This is a genomic window from Neorhizobium sp. AL 9.2.2 (genome assembly GCF_013317225.1).
In the GTDB taxonomy this organism is placed as follows: Bacteria; Pseudomonadota; Alphaproteobacteria; order Rhizobiales; family Rhizobiaceae; genus Neorhizobium; species Neorhizobium soli.
The window spans coordinates 311886-328768 of sequence record NZ_JAALXU010000007.1; the positions used below are offsets into that span (position 1 = coordinate 311886).

17 protein-coding genes, 1 tRNA gene and 2 riboswitches are annotated in these 16883 nt (G+C 60.2%); of the genes, 9 read left to right on the forward strand and 9 right to left on the reverse strand.

The window, feature by feature from the left end; all coding sequences use genetic code 11:
* Positions 1–4: 4 nt before the first annotated feature.
* From G6K99_RS16440 to G6K99_RS16450, 3 genes are all read right to left on the reverse strand, one after another.
* Positions 5–679: an LON peptidase substrate-binding domain-containing protein gene (locus G6K99_RS16440; RefSeq protein WP_062462253.1), complete on the reverse strand. Its 675-nt coding sequence runs from the start codon at positions 677–679 to the stop codon at positions 5–7.
* A gap of 162 nt (positions 680–841) precedes the next feature.
* Complete coding sequence (gene trxA / locus G6K99_RS16445) at positions 842–1855, reverse strand: thioredoxin (RefSeq protein ID WP_174197175.1); 1014 nt, start codon at positions 1853–1855, stop codon at positions 842–844.
* Between the two features lie 81 nt (positions 1856–1936).
* Positions 1937–2434, reverse strand: coding sequence for a prolyl-tRNA synthetase associated domain-containing protein (locus tag G6K99_RS16450; RefSeq protein WP_174197176.1), 498 nt, complete (start codon positions 2432–2434; stop codon positions 1937–1939).
* Between the two features lie 50 nt (positions 2435–2484).
* Between G6K99_RS16450 and G6K99_RS16455 the strand changes: the two genes are divergently transcribed.
* Both G6K99_RS16455 and G6K99_RS16460 read left to right on the forward strand, forming a co-directional pair.
* The gene (locus G6K99_RS16455) at positions 2485–2697 is read left to right on the forward strand and encodes a hypothetical protein (protein ID WP_162734794.1); all 213 of its coding nucleotides are present in this window, start codon (positions 2485–2487) and stop codon (positions 2695–2697) included.
* Positions 2698–2772 (forward strand) — tRNA-Gly (locus G6K99_RS16460).
* A gap of 139 nt (positions 2773–2911) precedes the next feature.
* On the opposite strand, the gene G6K99_RS16465 is transcribed toward G6K99_RS16460, so the two are convergent.
* Positions 2912–3934, reverse strand: a complete 1023-nt coding sequence (locus G6K99_RS16465; protein WP_062462241.1) for an aldose epimerase family protein — start codon at positions 3932–3934, stop codon at positions 2912–2914.
* Positions 3935–4055: 121 nt separating this feature from the next.
* On the reverse strand, positions 4056–4979 hold the full coding sequence (metA, locus tag G6K99_RS16470; RefSeq protein WP_174197177.1) for a homoserine O-succinyltransferase: 924 nt from the start codon (positions 4977–4979) through the stop codon (positions 4056–4058).
* Positions 4980–5041: 62 nt separating this feature from the next.
* A riboswitch (SAM riboswitch) is annotated at positions 5042–5119 on the reverse strand.
* 118 nt (positions 5120–5237) lie between these two features.
* Between metA and G6K99_RS16475 the strand changes: the two genes are divergently transcribed.
* The 7 genes from G6K99_RS16475 to G6K99_RS16505 all read left to right on the forward strand — a co-directional run bounded on the left by G6K99_RS16475 (position 5238) and on the right by G6K99_RS16505 (position 13725).
* Complete coding sequence (locus G6K99_RS16475; RefSeq protein WP_174197178.1) at positions 5238–5888, forward strand: thiamine diphosphokinase; 651 nt, start codon at positions 5238–5240, stop codon at positions 5886–5888.
* Between the two features lie 7 nt (positions 5889–5895).
* Positions 5896–7710, forward strand: a complete 1815-nt coding sequence (locus G6K99_RS16480; RefSeq protein WP_113111689.1) for an ABC-F family ATP-binding cassette domain-containing protein — start codon at positions 5896–5898, stop codon at positions 7708–7710.
* A gap of 168 nt (positions 7711–7878) precedes the next feature.
* A complete protein-coding gene (locus G6K99_RS16485; protein ID WP_174197179.1) occupies positions 7879–8352 on the forward strand; it encodes a response regulator in 474 nt (157 codons plus the stop codon).
* A 167-nt stretch (positions 8353–8519) separates the two neighbouring features.
* Positions 8520–8627, forward strand: a riboswitch (TPP riboswitch).
* 27 nt (positions 8628–8654) lie between these two features.
* The gene (gene thiB, locus G6K99_RS16490; RefSeq protein WP_371816212.1) at positions 8655–9692 is read left to right on the forward strand and encodes a thiamine ABC transporter substrate binding subunit; all 1038 of its coding nucleotides are present in this window, start codon (positions 8655–8657) and stop codon (positions 9690–9692) included.
* 15 nt (positions 9693–9707) lie between these two features.
* Complete coding sequence (gene thiP / locus G6K99_RS16495) at positions 9708–11330, forward strand: thiamine/thiamine pyrophosphate ABC transporter permease ThiP (RefSeq protein WP_174197181.1); 1623 nt, start codon at positions 9708–9710, stop codon at positions 11328–11330.
* Positions 11323–11997, forward strand: a complete 675-nt coding sequence (locus G6K99_RS16500; RefSeq protein WP_174197182.1) for an ATP-binding cassette domain-containing protein — start codon at positions 11323–11325, stop codon at positions 11995–11997. The genes thiP and G6K99_RS16500 overlap by 8 nt, the downstream gene beginning before the upstream one ends.
* 213 nt (positions 11998–12210) lie before the next feature.
* A complete protein-coding gene (locus tag G6K99_RS16505; RefSeq protein WP_174197243.1) occupies positions 12211–13725 on the forward strand; it encodes a M48 family metalloprotease in 1515 nt (504 codons plus the stop codon).
* A gap of 107 nt (positions 13726–13832) precedes the next feature.
* On the opposite strand, the gene G6K99_RS16510 is transcribed toward G6K99_RS16505, so the two are convergent.
* From G6K99_RS16510 to G6K99_RS16525, 4 genes are all read right to left on the reverse strand, one after another.
* Positions 13833–14696: an RNA polymerase factor sigma-32 gene (locus G6K99_RS16510; protein WP_062462213.1), complete on the reverse strand. Its 864-nt coding sequence runs from the start codon at positions 14694–14696 to the stop codon at positions 13833–13835.
* Between the two features lie 297 nt (positions 14697–14993).
* Entirely contained in the window at positions 14994–15569 is a 576-nt protein-coding gene (locus G6K99_RS16515) for a CarD family transcriptional regulator (protein WP_062462212.1), read from the reverse strand.
* Positions 15570–15954: 385 nt separating this feature from the next.
* The gene (gene fdxA, locus G6K99_RS16520) at positions 15955–16293 is read right to left on the reverse strand and encodes a ferredoxin FdxA (RefSeq protein WP_062462209.1); all 339 of its coding nucleotides are present in this window, start codon (positions 16291–16293) and stop codon (positions 15955–15957) included.
* 182 nt (positions 16294–16475) lie between these two features.
* Complete coding sequence (locus G6K99_RS16525) at positions 16476–16883, reverse strand: RNA-binding S4 domain-containing protein (protein ID WP_062462206.1); 408 nt, start codon at positions 16881–16883, stop codon at positions 16476–16478.

Sequence of the window (16883 nt, forward strand, 5' to 3'; positions counted from 1 at the left end):
TGCCTTACTGCAGCACGTTCGCAGTCCCGGATCCCTGCGCAAGCAGGATCTCGGTGATTGCGATCAACGTATCAGCCCGGCTCTTCAGATCCGGTGCCTCCAGAAGCGCCTGCTTCTCGGCAGGGCCGAAGGGCGACATCATCGACAGCGAATTCACCAGCGTCCGGTTTCCGGCCCGCTCGATGCTTTCCCAGTCCGCCTCCAGCTTGTTGGCGTCGAGATAGGCCTTGAAGACCCGCAGCAGTTCCGGCCGGTTGACGGCTTTTTCGTCATCCTCGTCGGTCAGATCGGACAGGAACGGCGCGTGTCTGAATTTGCGGAACGGATGGCCGCCACCGATCTCATCGAGCAGCCTGAAGCGGCAGATCCCGCTGAGCGAAATGATGTAGCGGCCATCGCCGGTTTCGGCAAAGGACGTGATCCGGCCGGCGCAACCGATCGACGACAGCGCCGAGCGCCCGCCGCCGAGCGGCTCGTCCGGTTCCATCAATGATGGCTGCACGATACCGATCAACCTGTCGCCCGCAAGCGCTGCATCGAACAGGGACAGATAACGCGGCTCGAAGATATTGAGAGGAAGCTGGCCTCCCGGCAGGAGCAAAGCCCCAGTCAGCGGAAAGACCGGGATCGTTTCCGGAAGATCCTCCCGCTTCAGATAGCGCGCGTTTCCCACATGCATTGGTCCGATACCTCCCAGACCACATTCACCGGACAAAAATGTCTGTCCGAATCTGGCCGTTGTCCAAACCTGGCCGTTCAGCCAAACCTATAAAACTAATGTGGGGCATCGTCGCCGGAACGCAAGGCTGCGATCCGGCTTAGCGATCAATCGGCAACACAATCAGGAGAACAGGATCGACGAAAGGCGGCGGCGCCCGGAAATCGTAGCTGGATCTTTCGGCCCCCAGACCTCGAAGAATTGCAGCAGCTGGCGGCGCGCGCCATCGTCGTCGAAGGTGCGGTCCTTGCGCATGATGGTCAGCAGGTGATCGGCCGCCTTTTCGCGTTCGCCCTGGACGTTGAGGATCTTGGCGAGGCTCACGCGGGCCTCGTGATCGTCGGGGTTGGCGGCAAGCTGCTGCTCGAGTGCGATAGGGTCACCCAGCTTGCGGGCTTCCTCGATTTGCTCCAGCTTCTTGGCGACCGCCTGTATTGCGGGATCGGCAGCCATCTCTTCGGGCAGGGAGGCGAGCATCTCGCCGGCGCGGGCCGTTTCGCCCATGCCGATCAGGCACTGCATCATGCCGGCCGCAGCCTTGGGGTTTTCCGGGTCGGCCTGCAGCACGGCGCCGTAGAGCTGTGCGGCACCCTGGATATCGTCCTGTCCGAGCAGGGTTTCCGCATCGCCGAGCACCGCCTCGATCTCGGCCGCCTGGTCCATGCCCTCTGGACCTGCGACCTTTTCGATGAACTCGCGGATCTGGCTTTCCGGAATGGCACCCATGAACCCGTCGACCGGACGGCCATCGGCAAAGGCGATCACGGCCGGGATCGACTGGATCCCGAGCTGTCCCGCGATCGAGGGATGGTCGTCAATGTTCATCTTGACGAGCCTGACGCGACCCTGGGCTTCGTTGACGACCTTTTCGATGACGGGCGTCAGCTGCTTGCACGGACCGCACCAGGGCGCCCAGAAATCGACGAGAACCGGCTGGCTGCGCGATGCCTCGATCACGTCCTTGCCGAAGCCTGCGGTTGTCGTGTCCGAGATATAGCTACCGGCAGCAGCAGGGGCAGAGGAAGCCGCGGGCGCTGGGGCCGCTGCAGGCGTCGAACCGAAGTTCACCGTCGCGTTTTGGCCGCCGTAGTTACCGGCGCCATAGGAGCCACCATAAGGATTGTTCGTGCCGCTCATGAAAGTGTTCTCCCGGAAAAAGTCCAATCGGCACACGGCCGATGCGCATTATGTCTTACTCTGAATTGCAAAGATCGTATGTCAGCCCGTCACTTTCAAGACAAGCGGCGTATGGCCCGTCGCCTCCAGAAAGCGGATAAGATCGTCGCGACCGATCGACGTCGTCGCATCGTTTGAGAGTGGATGGCCATTGATCACCTCTTCGCGCATGAGGTCTTCGTCGAGCACGAACGTGACGTTGTTATCCGTGTCGTTCAGCGCGCCGAACACGGTGACGGAGCCCGGCACGACGCCGAGAAATTCCAGCATCTTTTCAGGATTGCCGAACGAGACGCGACTGGACGCACCGATCACCTTGTGGACGGTCTTTAGATCGACGCTGGCGTTTTCTTCGACCGTGATGACGAAGAACTGGTCCTTCTTGTCTTTGACGAACAGGTTCTTGGTATGCCCGCCCGGGACCTCGTCACGCAGACTGGCTGATTCCGATACCGTAAACACCGGTGCATGCGCTTTCGTCTTGTGGGCAATATCGAGGCTATCGAGAAAGGCGAACAGGTCTTCTGCAGTTTTTGGCATGATCGATCTTGGCTGCTCTTGAGGTGTTGGCCCCGGCCGGCGGGGTAAGGATGGCGGACTATAGACAGATTGTTCCGACCGGCCAAGATGCACGCCTGGGCGCAAACCCTTGTTTCGCAGGGACTTTCAAAGCGCCTGAAAAATTCTTCATCGAGATCGTCATTTCCCTGTTGCATTTAAAAAAAGTCTGGGCCATATACCGCCCGTCGCCGGCAACGAGCGGCACCGACGATCCAGACTACCACCGGGTCGACGGTTTATGAGCGGGTGTAGCTCAGTGGTAGAGCACAACCTTGCCAAGGTTGGGGTCGAGGGTTCGAATCCCTTCGCCCGCTCCAAATTCTCCCTTCAGACGAAAAAACGAATAACGGTATTGGTACCCAGTAGGGTACCTCGTCTATTATCGTCATTCGCTGGCTGCCTGCATCCTCGCAGCCAGACTGAGGCCGCCTTTCGGCAGCCTCAGCCCTCATCGCCTCAGCTCTTCGAAAACACGTAGTCGGTTTCCTGGCGCAGGGTTTCGCCCGGGCGAAGCACTGCATTGGGGAAAGTCTCGTGGTTGATTGCATCGGGCCAGACCTGGGTTTCCAGGCAGAAGCCGGCGTAAGGCGCGTAGGGACGGCCTTCCATGCCGGGCACCGGCAAGGCGAGCTTGAAGCCCGCGTAGAACTGGATCCCCGGCTCCGTGGTGCGCACTTCGAGCTGCACGCCGGAATACAGGCTGCGGGCAAGCGCGACCGAGCGCTTGGCAGTCCTCTCCTCCGAGAGGCAGTAGTTATGATCGAACTTCACCTGTTCGCCATCGGCGCCGGTGCGCTGGATCGGACCCATCTCGCTCAGGTCGAACGTGGTGCCAGCAAGCGGCATCAGGACGCCGGTCGGCACCATCCTTTCATCCACCGCCGTCAACTCAGCCGCGGCGATCATCATGTCGTGGCCGAAAATGTCGGGACGACCGTCGAGATTGAAATAGGAGTGCTGGCAGACGTTGGCGGGCGTCGGCTGGTCGGTCACCGTGTCGTAGATCACCGAAAGCACCCCGTCTTCCATCAGCTGGTAGGTCGCAGTGACGGTGCAGTTGCCGGGATATCCGGCGCGTCCGTCCGGGTCGGTGATCTGCAGCACGACTCGGTCTTCCGCGTGATCGACGATCGACCAAATGCGCCGGGCGATACCGTCGGATCCGCCGTGCAGATGGGTTACGCCGTCTTCGTTGAGTTCCAGCTGGTATTCTGTGCCGTCGATTGAGAAGCGGCCATCGCCGATGCGATTGGCACAGCGACCAGGCGTGGCGCCGAAATAGGGCGAGTAGGCCTCATAGTCTGCGAAATTGTCGAACCCCAGCACCAGAGGCGGCTCGTGGCCGGCAAGCCGCAGATCCTGGATAACCGAACCCCAGGTGAGAACCTGGGCTGTCAGCCCGCCGCCCGACAGCGTGATCCGGTGCACCGCCTCGCCGCTCTTCGTCGTGCCGAAAATCTCGAATTCATGACCCGTCATAACCCATCTCCCGAATGTTTGCGGCAAACTGCGTGATTTCGGTCAAAGCTGCAACGAGGCCAGCCGAAAAATCCGTCAGGCTCTCATCCAGCAAGGATGACGGGGCAGAAACCGGTCTCGATCACTCGGTGCCGATTTTTTCGAGGTCGTAAGGCGTCGTCTGGTAGATCTCGTTAATCCAGTTTCCAAACAGCAGATGCGCATGACCGCGCCAGCGGTTGAGCGGAGCCAGCGTATCGTCGTTGTGCGGAAAATAGTCGTGCGGCATCTTGATCGGTATGCCGGCATCGACATCGCGGAAATACTCGTCGGCGAGCGAGGTGGAATCGTATTCCACGTGATTGAACATGAACAACCGCCGGCCGGCCCGCTCATGCACGAGGCAGAGGCCCATTTCGTCCGATTCCATCAGGATCTCGAGATCGTTGCCGGCCTTTTCAACATCCTCCCGACGAACTTCCGTCCAGCGCGACACCGGAACCTGGAAATCGTCGGAGAAACCGTTGAGATAGACCGACGCCGGCGACAGGTTGCGGTGGCGATAGACCCCGAATGCCTTTTCCTTCAGCCCGTGCTTTGGAACGCCGTGGAAATGATAGATGGCGGCCATCGCCCCCCAGCAGACATTCATGGTGGAATGCACGTTGGTGGTGGTCCAGTCGAAGATTTCCTTCATCTCCTGCCAGTATGTGACGTCCTCGTAGGGCAGGGTTTCCACCGGCGCGCCGGTGATGATGAAACCATCGAACTTGCGGCGCTTCACCTCTTCCCACGTCTCGTAGAACGACAGGAGATGATCTTCCGATGTGTTCTTGGCCTTGTGGCCGCCGATGCGAACCAGCGAGAACTCGACCTGCAGCGGCGAAGCGCCGACAAGGCGCGCCATCTGCACTTCGGTCTTGATCTTGTTGGGCATGAGGTTGAGAAGCCCGATCTGCAGTGGCCGGATGTCCTGCCTGACCGCCATCGTTTCGGTCATCACGCGCACGCCCTCGGAAACGAGCGTATTGAAGGCAGGCAGCGTATCGGGGATCTTGATCGGCATCTCTTCAACCCAAAAACAAAAAGCCGGCACGAAGAATCGCAGCCGGCCCGTGGGAAGTTTTTGAAACTCTTCTCGCGGCCCTTTAGCGACTTTTTTTACGTGGCTGCAAGCCGGCCGGCCAAATCACCACGGAATTTCGACTTTTCAAATAATCCTTGCCACGCCCGCCGTCAATGGGAGCAAAAATGACCGCTTTCGCACGAACAGTGCGACACGCGCCTTTCCCTTGCCAGCCGCTTTAGGATATGGGCATGGGCAATGGCCAACTCGACCTTCACGATCCTGCTCGGCGGTGACCTCACCGTAACAGACCGACTGCAAAAGGCAGTTGCCGCAAGCCGCTTCATCGCGGCCGACAGCGGCATGCGGCATGCGCAGGCGCTGGGTGTGATGCCGGAGCTCTGGGTGGGCGATTTCGATTCCTCCGACGCAGACCTGATCGAGCGCTATCCCGATGTCGAGCGCCGGACCTATCCGCCGGAAAAGAACGAGACGGACGGCGAGATTGCGACGGCTGAAGCGATCGAACGCGGCGCGACGCGGCTGATCCTGATCGGCGCGCTGGGCGGAGAACGCTCCGACCACGCGCTCCAGCATTTTTTGCATGCGATGAGCCTTGCCGAACGCGGCCATGACGTTTTCCTGACATCCGGCGAGGAAGAGGCTGTGCCCTTTCTCACCGGCACGATGACGCTCGACCTGCCCAAGGGCGCGTTGTTTTCCGTTATCGGTTTCACAGCCCTCGCAGGCCTCGACATTCACGGCGCGCGCTATCCTCTCAAGGATTACGCGCTGCCCTTCGGTTCCTCCCGCACCGTGTCCAACGTTGCAGAAGGGCCGGTCCAATTCCATTTACGTGACGGCAAGGCGATGATCCTTGCCCGCCCAAACGATTTTTCCGGAGCATAGACGCCGCATGGCACCGCCTATTCTGAAACTCGACGATATCGTTCTAACCTTCGGCGGCACGCCGCTTCTCAACGGAGCTGCCCTGCAGGTGGAGCCGGGAGACCGGATTTCTCTCGTCGGCCGCAACGGGTCGGGCAAATCGACGCTGATGAAGATCGCCGCCGGCATGGTGGAAGCACAGTCCGGCGAGGTTTTCCGGCACCCCAATGCGACGATCCGCTATCTCGAACAGGCGCCGGATTTTGCTGGATTCAAAACCGTGCAGGCCTATGCGGAAGCGGGGCTTGGACCGGGCGACGACCCCTACCGCGTCACCTATCTGCTGGAGCATCTGGGCCTGACAGGCGAGGAAGACCCGGTCAGGCTTTCCGGTGGCGAGGCGCGACGTGCAGCACTTGTCCGCGTCATGGCACCGGAACCTGATATCCTGATGCTGGATGAGCCGACCAACCATCTCGATCTGCCGACCATCGAATGGCTGGAAGACGAGCTGCGCAAGACCCGTAGCGCACTGGTCGTCATCAGCCATGACCGTCGCTTTCTCGAAAAGGTGTCGAACGCTACAGTCTGGCTCGACCGCGGCACCTCCCGCCGCCTGTCGCGCGGTTTCGGCCATTTCGAAGCCTGGCGCGATCAGGTTCTCGAAGAGGAAGAGATCGAGCAGCACAAGCTCGGCAAGGCGATTGAGCGTGAAGAACACTGGATGCGCTACGGCGTGACCGCAAGGCGCAAGCGCAACATGCGCCGCGTCGGCGAGCTGCAGTCCATGCGTGCCGACTACCGCGGCCACAAGGGGCCGCAGGGTTCCGTTCAGGCCTCCGTCGCCGAAGGTCGCGAGTCCGGCAAGCTGGTGGTGGAAGCGGAAAACATCACCAAGACCTATGACAAGCCGATCGTCGCGCCATTCTCGATCCGCATCCATCGCGGCGACCGGATCGGCCTGGTCGGCCCGAATGGTGCTGGCAAGACGACGCTGCTGAAGATGCTGACGGGCCAGCTCGCCCCCGACGGCGGCTGGATCAAGCTCGGCACCAATCTCGAGATTGCCACGCTCGACCAGAAGCGCGAGGACCTCGATCCCGCCGACACGCTGTCCCATTACTTGACAGACGGCCGCGGCGAAACGCTGCTGGTCAACGGCGAACAGCGGCATGTGGCGGGCTACATGAAAGACTTCCTGTTCCAGCCGGAACAGATCCGCACGCCGATCAAGAACCTCTCCGGCGGAGAGCGCGCAAGGCTGATGCTGGCCCGCATGCTGGCAAAACCATCGAACCTTTTGATCCTCGACGAACCGACCAACGACCTCGACATCGAGACGCTGGACCTCTTGCAGGAAATCGTTGCGGGATATGCCGGCACCGTCATTCTCGTCAGCCATGACCGCGACTTTCTCGACCGCACCGTGACCTCGACGATCGCTCCGGTAGACCCGGATGCGCCGGATGGACGCTGGATCGAATATGCAGGCGGCTATACCGACATGCTGCAGCAGCGCAAAGGCATGGCCGACGAAAAGCGCCGCGCCGATAAGGCGGAAAAGGCAAAGACCGAAGGCAGTGCGCCCGGTGTCACTAAGGCAAAGGGCAAGCTTTCGTTCAAGCAGAAATTCGCGCTCGAAAACCTTCCCAAGGAAATGGCGAAGGCACAGGACGACATCGCCACGTCCGAACGCAAGATGGCCGATCCCAAACTCTTTGCCAAAGACCCGTCGGCATTTTCAAAGCTCGCCGCAGAAACGGCAAAACTGCGCGATCGCGTCGCCAAAATGGAAGAAGAATGGCTGGAACTCGAGATGCTCAGAGAACAGATTGAAGGATAGTTAAAGAATTCCTATACTTAACAAATAAACATCCACCGTTTTATTTGTCGGGAGCCGGAACAAACATTCCCCGGTGACGTTCGGCATCCATCAAGTGGTCGAAATGCGTAGTGCGGTATGAATGCCGACATGCCGACCAGATGGAAACAAAACGGTTAGGAATGTCCAATGCTGACTAATGTGATGCGTCGTCGGCTGGCGAGTGATGCAATGGAACAGCGCGTTCTGATCGTTGAGGACGAATTCCTGATCGCGCTTGATGTTGCCGAGACTGTCGAGAGCATGGGTCTCAAGGTTGCAGGCTTTGCCAGCGCCCGCAAGCACGCCCTGTCGCTCGGTGCATACGCCGATATCGCGCTGGTCGACGTCAATCTCGCCGATGGCCGCACAGGTCCGGAAATCGGGCGCGAACTCGCTGCCGAATACGGCCTGACGGTCATCTTCATGACGGCCAATCCGGAAGACGTGAAAGACGGCGTCGAGGGATCGCTCGGCGTTCTGACCAAGCCCGTGATGCCGCATGTGGTAGAGCAGACAATCGACTATGCCATCGCCAACCGTCTTGGCGGCATGGCGATCGTGCCGCGTGACCTCAAGATATTCCGCAACGACTCCCAGTCAGGCTACGCGCTCAACGCCTGAACCTTGTTGTCAAAGAACTACTAGCAAGAAAGCCGTCCGGCACGCCGGGCGGCTTTCTTGCTATCGAGACTGCTATCGCACGATGCCTTTCGGTCCTTTGGCCCTGAACGCAAGACGGCAGGGTTCGACACCACTTGCCAGACAATTCCTTCACCGTTACATCTACTCCCGCTCTAACGGGGTGCTGCGCGGTAACGTGCGGCTGAGAGGCTTTCAGCCAACCCGCGGAACCTGATCCGGCTAACACCGGCGGAGGGATTAGACGGCTCACGCTCAGCGCCTATTCCCCTTGTAGATTGATTTTGAAGGAGGCGTTGATGCGCAAACTCTTGCTATCGCTCACCGTGGCTGCGGCCACCATCATCCTGTCGCCGGCCGCCAAGGCCGAAGACAAGGTGCTGACCATCTACACCTATGAAAGCTTCACCGCCGACTGGGGCCCTGGCCCCAAGGTGAAGGCCGCTTTCGAAAAGACCTGCGCCTGCAAGGTCGAATTCGTGGCTGTCGCCGATGGCGTCGCACTTCTGACCCGGCTGAAGCTGGAGGGTGAGACGACCAAGGCCGATATCGCGCTTGGGCTCGACACCAACCTGATTTCGGAGGCCAAGGCCACCGGCCTGTTCGAACCGCATGGACTGCAGGCATCGTCAGAGAATGGCGGCATCAGCGTTCCCGGCAATTACGCCGACGATACGTTCCTGCCCTATGACTACGGCCATTTCGCCGTCGTCTACGACACGAAGACCATCAAGAACCCGCCGAGGAGCCTGAAGGAACTGGTGGAAGGCGATCCGTCGCAGAAGATCGCGATCGAAGATCCGCGCACCTCGACACCCGGCCTCGGCCTGCTTTTGTGGATGAAATCCGTCTATGGCGACAAGGCGCCGGAAGCCTGGGCAAAGCTGAAGGGCCGCATCCTGACCGTCACCCCCGGCTGGTCTGAAGCCTACGGCCTGTTTACCAAGGGCGAAGTGCCGATGGTGCTGTCCTATACGACCTCGCCTGCCTACCACATGGTGGAGGAGAACGAGAACCGTTACCAGGCGGCTGCTTTTTCCGAGGGACATTACGTTCAGATCGAAGTGGCCGGCATGCTGAAGGGCGCCCGTGACAAGGATCTCGCCCGTGACTTCCTGAAGTTCATGGTGTCGCAGGGCTTCCAGGATGTGATCCCTACCACCAACTGGATGATGCCGGTGACGAAGACGTCGCAACCGCTGCCAGACGCTTTCGGCAAGCTGGTTAAGCCGGAAAAGACATTCCTGATGGGATCTGACGAAGTCGCGAAGAACCGCCAGGCATGGATCGACGAATGGCTCAACGCCATGAGCATGAACTGATCGGCTGAATCGGGTATGCTGCTGACCGCTGCCGAGCGAAGACGAGGGATTTCCGGCGGGGTGCTGAGCCTCGGCGCGATCGCGCTTTTCGTCGGCATCGCGGTCTCGGCCCTGCTGCTCTGGGATGCCCCTGAAACGCAGGGGCAATTGTTCACGGCCTATACCGGCCGCATCCTGCAGTTCACGCTGTGGCAGGCGGCGCTATCGACCTTGTTCTCCGTATGCCTTGCCCTTCCCGTAGCGCTGTCACTGGCGAGACGGCCACATTTCATCGGCCGCGTCTGGATCGTGCGGCTGATGGCGCTGCCGATGGGCCTGCCGGTTCTGATCGGGGCGCTGGGTCTGATCGGCATCTGGGGCCGCCAGGGCGCGGTGAACGGCCTCCTATCGACATTGGGGCTGGAGCAACCGATCAGCATTTACGGCCTGACCGGCATTCTTCTGGCCCACGTGTTCTTCAACCTGCCGCTGGCCGCCCGGCTGTTTCTCGTGGCGCTTGAGCGGCAGCCGGCCGAATACTGGCTGCTGTCCACCAGCCTCGGCATGAAGCCCCTGTCGATCTTCCGTTTCATCGAAGGCCCGGCCCTGATCCGCGTCGTGCCAGGCATTGCCGGGCTGATCTTCATGCTCTGCGCCACCAGTTTCACGCTGGTCCTCATCCTCGGTGGCGGGCCGGCGGCAACGACACTGGAAGTAGCGATCTACCAGTCGCTGCGCTTCGATTTCGATCCGCCCCGCGCCATCGGATTGGCGGTGCTGCAGATTGCGGTAACCGGCCTGATCCTCGCCGCCCTCGCGTTTCTCCCCGCCCCCGACGGCACACATGTGACCGCCGGCCGCGCCACCCGCCGCTTCGATGGACGCACATGGGGCGCAAGGCTGTGGGACGGCTCGACCATCCTCGCTGCGACCCTGTTTCTCGTCCTGCCGCTTGCCTCGATCTTCCTAGCCGGCATCAAGGCCGATCTCTGGCGGCTGGCCTCAAGCCCCGCCTTCCTCAACGCGGCCTATACAAGCCTGTCGATCGCGCTCTTGTCCGGGCTGCTGGCCGTCAGCGTTGCATTGGCGATCATCCATGCGCGCATTGCCATAAGAGACCTCCGCCATCCCGGCATCCCGGCGCGTGGACTGGCGGCGATGCTCGGCGCGACGTCGTCGCTGGTGCTGCTGGTGCCGCCGGTGGTGATCGGGACAGGCTGGTTCCTGCTGCTTCGCCCGTTTGGCGATGTCTCGCGGTTTGCCCCGGCACTGGTCGCGGCGATCAACATGCTGATGGCGCTGCCCTTCGTGATGCGGGTCCTGGAGCCCTCGATCGAGGATCATCGGCGGCAGACGGCACGGCTGGCCGCGAGCCTCGGCGTATCAGGCCTTTCGCGATTGCGGCGGATCGACCTGCCCTTCCTGATCGGCCCTGTCCTGACGGCACTGTCGTTTGCCATGGCGCTCTCGCTCGGCGATCTCGGAGCCGTGGCCCTGTTCGGCTCCTCGGAACTGACGACCCTGCCCTGGCTCGTCTACAGCCGACTATCCAGCTACCGAACCAACGACGCCGACGGGCTTGCCCTGCTTTTAGGCGTGATATGTCTGGCGCTGACGATCCTCGGAAGTCTTCGCCGCCGAAGGGAATACGATGGCTGACAGCATCCGCCTGGAAAAGATCGCGCTGCAACTCGGCAGCAAACGGTTCAGCTTCGATATTGCCATGACCGGCGGCGCGATTACTGCCGTGACCGGCCCCTCGGGTTCGGGCAAGTCGACACTGCTGAACCTCATCGCGGGCTTCGAGATACCTGAGTCCGGCCGCGTCCTGATCGCGGGCGAGGACGTGACCCACGCGCACCCGTCTCAGCGGCCGATTTCGCTGGTGTTCCAGGACAACAATCTGTTCGCCCATCTCGACCTCCTCACCAATATCGGTCTCGGCGTCGATCCGTCCCTGAAGCTTTCGCGTGAGGACAGGATGAGAATATCGCACTCACTCGACCGCGTCGGGCTTGCCGGCTTCGAGACGCGCAAACCGGGAACGCTGTCCGGCGGCGAGCGGCAACGCGCGGCCTTCGCGCGGGTACTGGTGCGAAAGAGGCCCGTTTTGCTGATGGACGAGCCGTTTGCGGCGCTTGATCCCGAACTCAGGGCTTCGATGGCATCGCTGCTTCTGGACCTGCACCGCGAAACCGGCAATACGGTGGTGATCGTCAGCCACGACCGCGCCGAGGTTCAAAAGCTTGCCGATGTGGTGGTCGCCGTCGACGATGGCACGATCGTGAACTCCGCCGCAAACACGGCTATTCCTTACGCCCGCTAGAGGCCAGTCGACGGAGCGTCGTCACGAATAGAGACAGGCGAAAACCAACGTTATCGCAGTGCCACAATTTGGTCTTGCGGCGATGTCATCGCCTTGGTTTATCAGAAGTCAATTGCAAACGCGCCGGCTGAACCTATCTCTTTTATCTGTGCATGCGATGCGAAAATCGGTACGAAGCGAAGGTGAACGGGACTGACGGTGCAGAAGACACGGATCAAAACACGCGAGGACGCGACACCCGGCAGGACCGGGCAGACCAGCGCATCGCGCCGTTGGGGACGCTTTGCCGTCGTGTTGCTCGCAGGTGCAGCACTCGCAGGCTGTCAGTCCGTGTTCGACCAAGCCTATACGCCGAACGTTTCTCCATCAGACTCGCCTCAGATCGTCGACGAAGTGCAGAAGAACGATCCGCGGGCGCAGATGGGTGCACGCGAGCATCCCCGTATCGTTGCAAGCTACGGCGGCGAATATCGTGACGCAAAGACCGAACGGCTGGTTGCCCGGATTGCCGGTGCGCTGACCGCCGTTTCGGAAAATCCGACGCAATCCTTCCGCATCACTATCCTCAATTCCCCGGCGATCAATGCCTTCGCCCTGCCGGGTGGCTATCTCTACGTCACGCGTGGACTGCTGGCGCTCGCCAACGACGCTTCGGAAGTTGCGGCCGTGCTGTCGCACGAGATGGGCCACGTGACCGCCAATCACGGGATCGAACGGCAGCGGCGCGAGGAAGCTGAAGTAATCGCCAGCCGGGTGGTCGCCGAAGTTCTCTCGAGCGACATCGCTGGCAAGCAGGCGCTTGCCCGCGGCAAGCTGAGGCTGGCAGCCTTCTCCCGCCAGCAGGAACTGCAGGCGGACGTGATCGGTGTGCGGATGCTGGGCGAAGCTGGCTACGACCCTTACGCCGCTGCGCGCTTCCTCGATTCAATGGCGGCCTATGCGCGCTACTCGGCGGTCGATCCCGACAGCGACCAGAGCCTGGACTTCCTGTCCAGCCACCCGAATTCCGCCCAACGCGTCGATCTGGCCCGCAGGCACGCCCGCAATTTCGGCCAGGAAGGCGTCGGCGACAAGGGTCGCGACTATTTCCTCGCCGGCATCGATGGTCTTCTCTATGGCGACAGCCCACAGGAGGGCTATGTCCGCGGCCAGACCTTCCTGCACGGGGGCCTTGGAATACGCTTCGACGTTCCGCCGGACTTCCGCATCGACAACAAGGTGGAAGCGGTTCTCGCGACAGGACCTGGCGAAACCGCGATCCGTTTCGACGGCGTCGCCGCTGGCGACACCAGCAGCTTGCCCAACTATCTGACCAGCGGCTGGGTGGCCGGGCTTCAGCCGGAAACCGTGCGCGAGACGACTGTCAACGGCCTGCCGGCCGCGACCGCACGCGCATCCGCCGAACGCTGGGATTTCGACGTGACCGTGATCAAGGTCAACGACCAGATCTTCCGGTTCCTGACGGCGGTCCCGAAGGGCAGTCCCGCACTCGACACGACCGCACAAATCCTGCGCAACAGCTTCCGCCGCATGACACAGCCTGAAATCGCGTCGCTGAAGCCGCTCCGCGTCCGCGTCGTAAGCGTTGGGCCGCAGGATACGATGGCATCGCTGTCAAGCCGGATGATGGGCACAGACCGCAAGCTGGACCTGTTCAAGCTGATCAACGCCATTCCGGTCGGCGCGACATTGTCGCCGGGCCAAAAAGTCAAAATCATTTCCGAATGAGGCTTGTATAAAAGCTTCAAAGCGCGAAGGCCGTTTCAAGGGCCTGCGCGCTTTAAAGCATCGTATCGAGATGTCGCGACCGCCAGAGCGGCGCGGGCACAGTGTGTTTAGGACACAAGCGCCATCTGCGGATTTGCGGTGACGAGTGCCGACTTCAGCTTCTCGATCGCGCGGCTTTCGATCTGCCGCACACGCTCCTTGGAAATTCCGAGCTTGGCACCCAGCGCTTCCAGCGTCGCACCGTCATCCGTCAGCCTGCGGGCGCGGATGATCATCTTTTCGCGGTCGTTGAGCTTGGTGAGGGCACCCTGCAGCCATTTCAGGCGACGCTCGCCATCAATCATGCCCGAAACCTGTTCGTCCGGCAGTGGTTCGCCGCTGGCCAGCATGTCGAGGCGTTCGCCACTGTCGGCATCACCGGAAATCGTTGGAGCCTGGAGCGACGAGTCATTGCCGGAGAGACGGGCATCCATTGTCTGCACGTCGGAAACGCTGACGCCGAGTGCGACGGCAATTTCCTCATGGATGGCCTGGGCCGTGAGGTTGGAGTCGCCGCGGGCAAGTTTTGCGCGCAGGCGGCGCAGATTGAAGAACAGCGCCTTCTGGGCTGAACTCGTACCACCGCGAACGATCGACCAGTTGCGCAGGATATAGTCCTGCATGGAGGCACGGATCCACCAGCTGGCGTATGTGGAAAAGCGGACATCGCGGGCCGGTTCGAACCTTGCCGCAGCCTCGAGCAATCCCACATAACCTTCCTGAACGAGATCGCTCATGGGTAGACCGAACCCACGGAATTTCGACGCCATCGCGATGACGAGACGCATGTGGGCGAGTGCAATCTGGTTTCGAGCGCCCTGATCCTGGCGGTCTTTCCAACGGATTGCCAGATCACGCTCTTCCTCGCGGGCGAGATACGGAGCCGACATCGCTATCTTGATCATTGTGCGGTCTGCGGACATGGCTGTCATAGTGTTCTCCGTGGTGCCGTGATCGACAAAGGGCAGAACCAAAAAAAACGCTGAATTGCGGGATTACCGATATTCCAGCCTTGATTTTTGCGAATTTCTGCCGATGTCCCTCAAGTGTCTCGCGGAGGTCTTGGACCGGTTAGGCAATCGCCCCGCTATTGGTTAGGACGGAGAACACGCAGCACGATGCAGCATTAAATTCGCCGTTCCGGCGGGTTAACGCGCTTGTGTTGTAAAGGTTCCAACAAAAAACCCGGCACTAGGCCGGGTTTTTGGTGTTGTCTTTCAGAGACAAAATCAGGCTGCTTCTTCTTCCTGAGCTTCATCTTCCTCGACTGTCTTGCCGCGCTTGGGACCCTTGGCAAGGTTGACCTCGATCAGGCGAACAGCTTCCGTATCGGACATCTTGTTGACGGCGGCAATTTCGCGCGCCATGCGATCCAGCGCCGCTTCATACAGCTGACGCTCGGAATAAGACTGCTCGGGCTGGTTTTCGGCGCGGAAAAGATCGCGCACCACTTCTGCAATGGAAATCAGATCACCGGAATTGATCTTGGCATCATATTCCTGTGCGCGACGCGACCACATCGTGCGCTTCACGCGGGCCTTGCCCTGGACCACCTTCAGTGCACGTTCGACGAAATCCGTCTCGGAGAGCTTGCGCATGCCGATGCTCAAGGCCTTGGCGACCGGAACCTTCAGGCGCATTTTGTCCTTTTCAAAATCGATCACGAAAAGCTCGAGCTTCATGCCCGCGACTTCCTGTTCTTCGATAGAGGTGATCGTGCCGACGCCATGCGCAGGATAAACAATCGATTCACCAGTTCTAAAGCCCTGGCGTGCGGGAGAATTCTTTTTCAGTTGGGTCGTCATTCGATTCACAAACTCCCTTTGACTCACCCGTTTTATCGGGTCTGGGGAAACCGGGTCTGTCAGGCCCGGATGAGACGGGGGAAACCGTCGGGTCACTCCATACTGATCCGACAACGCGCGCAAAAACAGACCAACTCGCGAAACGGCGACGACAACATCAAAGTGTTGCAATGTCACGGGGAACGCGGGGAGCGATCTGTTTCTTTCGTGATGTTTTTCGGGCACGCGAGTGCCACCTTGTGGAACAGTGAGTAAGCTCTACCACAAAAAAGTGCGGAAATCAATAATTTGCTTTTATTCTTGCAAGCCGCGTGACAGTCGGACAGTGCCCAACCAAAAGACAGCTGATTCGAGCGGGTGACGGGCGCACCGTCACCATCCGGGTTTAATCGCCGGAACCTGGCTCTGCCGAGAAATACTTTTCATACTTGCCTTCTTCGCCGTCCATTTCCTTGGCCTCCGGAAGCGGATCCCGCTTCACGGTGATGTTCGGCCAGATCTGCGCGAAGTCGGAGTTCACCTTCAGCCACTTGTCGAGACCTGGTTCCGTGTCAGGCTTGATGGCCTCAGCCGGACATTCAGGCTCGCAGACGCCACAATCGATGCATTCGTCCGGGTGAATGACCAGAAAGTTCTCACCTTCGTAGAAGCAATCGACCGGGCATACTTCGACACAGTCTGTGTATTTGCAGCGGATGCAATTGTCTGTCACGACGAATGTCATGCGAAACTCCGAATATCGCAGATTGCGGCACGCTGCCGACGAAAGGTGCGGCAGGCGAAAAGCCGGCAGGCTTCAGCACTCAAGGAAGTCATGCTTTTCGAGTGTCACCTAATGCCTTTGCTGCAACTGCGCAAGAATAAACCGTGCGTAAAAACCGGGTCTTGAGGGCGGATTTTCTAAACCTAGTTTTCGCCCGCTTCGGGAAACAGGCGTTCGGTCTCCCGCCTTTCCTTCTTCGTCGGACGCCCGGAGCCCGGCAGGCGTTGCGCCTGCTCGAACGCCGTCAACTTCTGGCGTTCCTCCGGAGGCGGCGTCAGATCTTCGTAGAGAAGCCGCGCCTCTTCGAATGGACCCCGCCGATCACCACCGGACTTGACGACCAGAACGACATCGCGCCGTTCCAGCTTGATGTCGAGGCGGTCCCCGGTCTTGACCTGATAGCTCGGTTGAGAAACCAGCGCGCCGTTTATGCGGATGCAGTTGGACTGGATCAGCGACTGCGCGATGGAGCGTGACTTTGCCATGCGCGCGAAGAAGAGCCACTTGTCGATGCGCTGTCGCGAACCTGCATGCAGCTCTTTTTCAACCAT

Excerpts from the sequence above, each read along its gene's own strand:
- G6K99_RS16525 (WP_062462206.1), bottom strand. The coding sequence starts at position 16,883 with ATGGTTGAAAAAGAGCTGCATGCAGGTTCGCGACAGCGCATCGACAAG.
- fdxA (WP_062462209.1), bottom strand. The coding sequence starts at position 16,293 with ATGACATTCGTCGTGACAGACAATTGCATCCGCTGCAAATACACAGAC.
- G6K99_RS16515 (WP_062462212.1), bottom strand. The coding sequence starts at position 15,569 with ATGACGACCCAACTGAAAAAGAATTCTCCCGCACGCCAGGGCTTTAGA.
- trxA (WP_174197175.1), bottom strand. The coding sequence starts at position 1,855 with ATGAGCGGCACGAACAATCCTTATGGTGGCTCCTATGGCGCCGGTAAC.
- thiP (WP_174197181.1), top strand. The coding sequence starts at position 9,708 with ATGCTGCTGACCGCTGCCGAGCGAAGACGAGGGATTTCCGGCGGGGTG.
- G6K99_RS16440 (WP_062462253.1), bottom strand. The coding sequence starts at position 679 with ATGCATGTGGGAAACGCGCGCTATCTGAAGCGGGAGGATCTTCCGGAA.
- G6K99_RS16500 (WP_174197182.1), top strand. The coding sequence starts at position 11,323 with ATGGCTGACAGCATCCGCCTGGAAAAGATCGCGCTGCAACTCGGCAGC.
- G6K99_RS16475 (WP_174197178.1), top strand. The coding sequence starts at position 5,238 with ATGGCCAACTCGACCTTCACGATCCTGCTCGGCGGTGACCTCACCGTA.
- G6K99_RS16510 (WP_062462213.1), bottom strand. The coding sequence starts at position 14,696 with ATGACAGCCATGTCCGCAGACCGCACAATGATCAAGATAGCGATGTCG.
- G6K99_RS16485 (WP_174197179.1), top strand. The coding sequence starts at position 7,879 with ATGCTGACTAATGTGATGCGTCGTCGGCTGGCGAGTGATGCAATGGAA.
- G6K99_RS16480 (WP_113111689.1), top strand. The coding sequence starts at position 5,896 with ATGGCACCGCCTATTCTGAAACTCGACGATATCGTTCTAACCTTCGGC.
- G6K99_RS16455 (WP_162734794.1), top strand. The coding sequence starts at position 2,485 with ATGGCGGACTATAGACAGATTGTTCCGACCGGCCAAGATGCACGCCTG.
- metA (WP_174197177.1), bottom strand. The coding sequence starts at position 4,979 with ATGCCGATCAAGATCCCCGATACGCTGCCTGCCTTCAATACGCTCGTT.
- G6K99_RS16465 (WP_062462241.1), bottom strand. The coding sequence starts at position 3,934 with ATGACGGGTCATGAATTCGAGATTTTCGGCACGACGAAGAGCGGCGAG.
- G6K99_RS16450 (WP_174197176.1), bottom strand. The coding sequence starts at position 2,434 with ATGCCAAAAACTGCAGAAGACCTGTTCGCCTTTCTCGATAGCCTCGAT.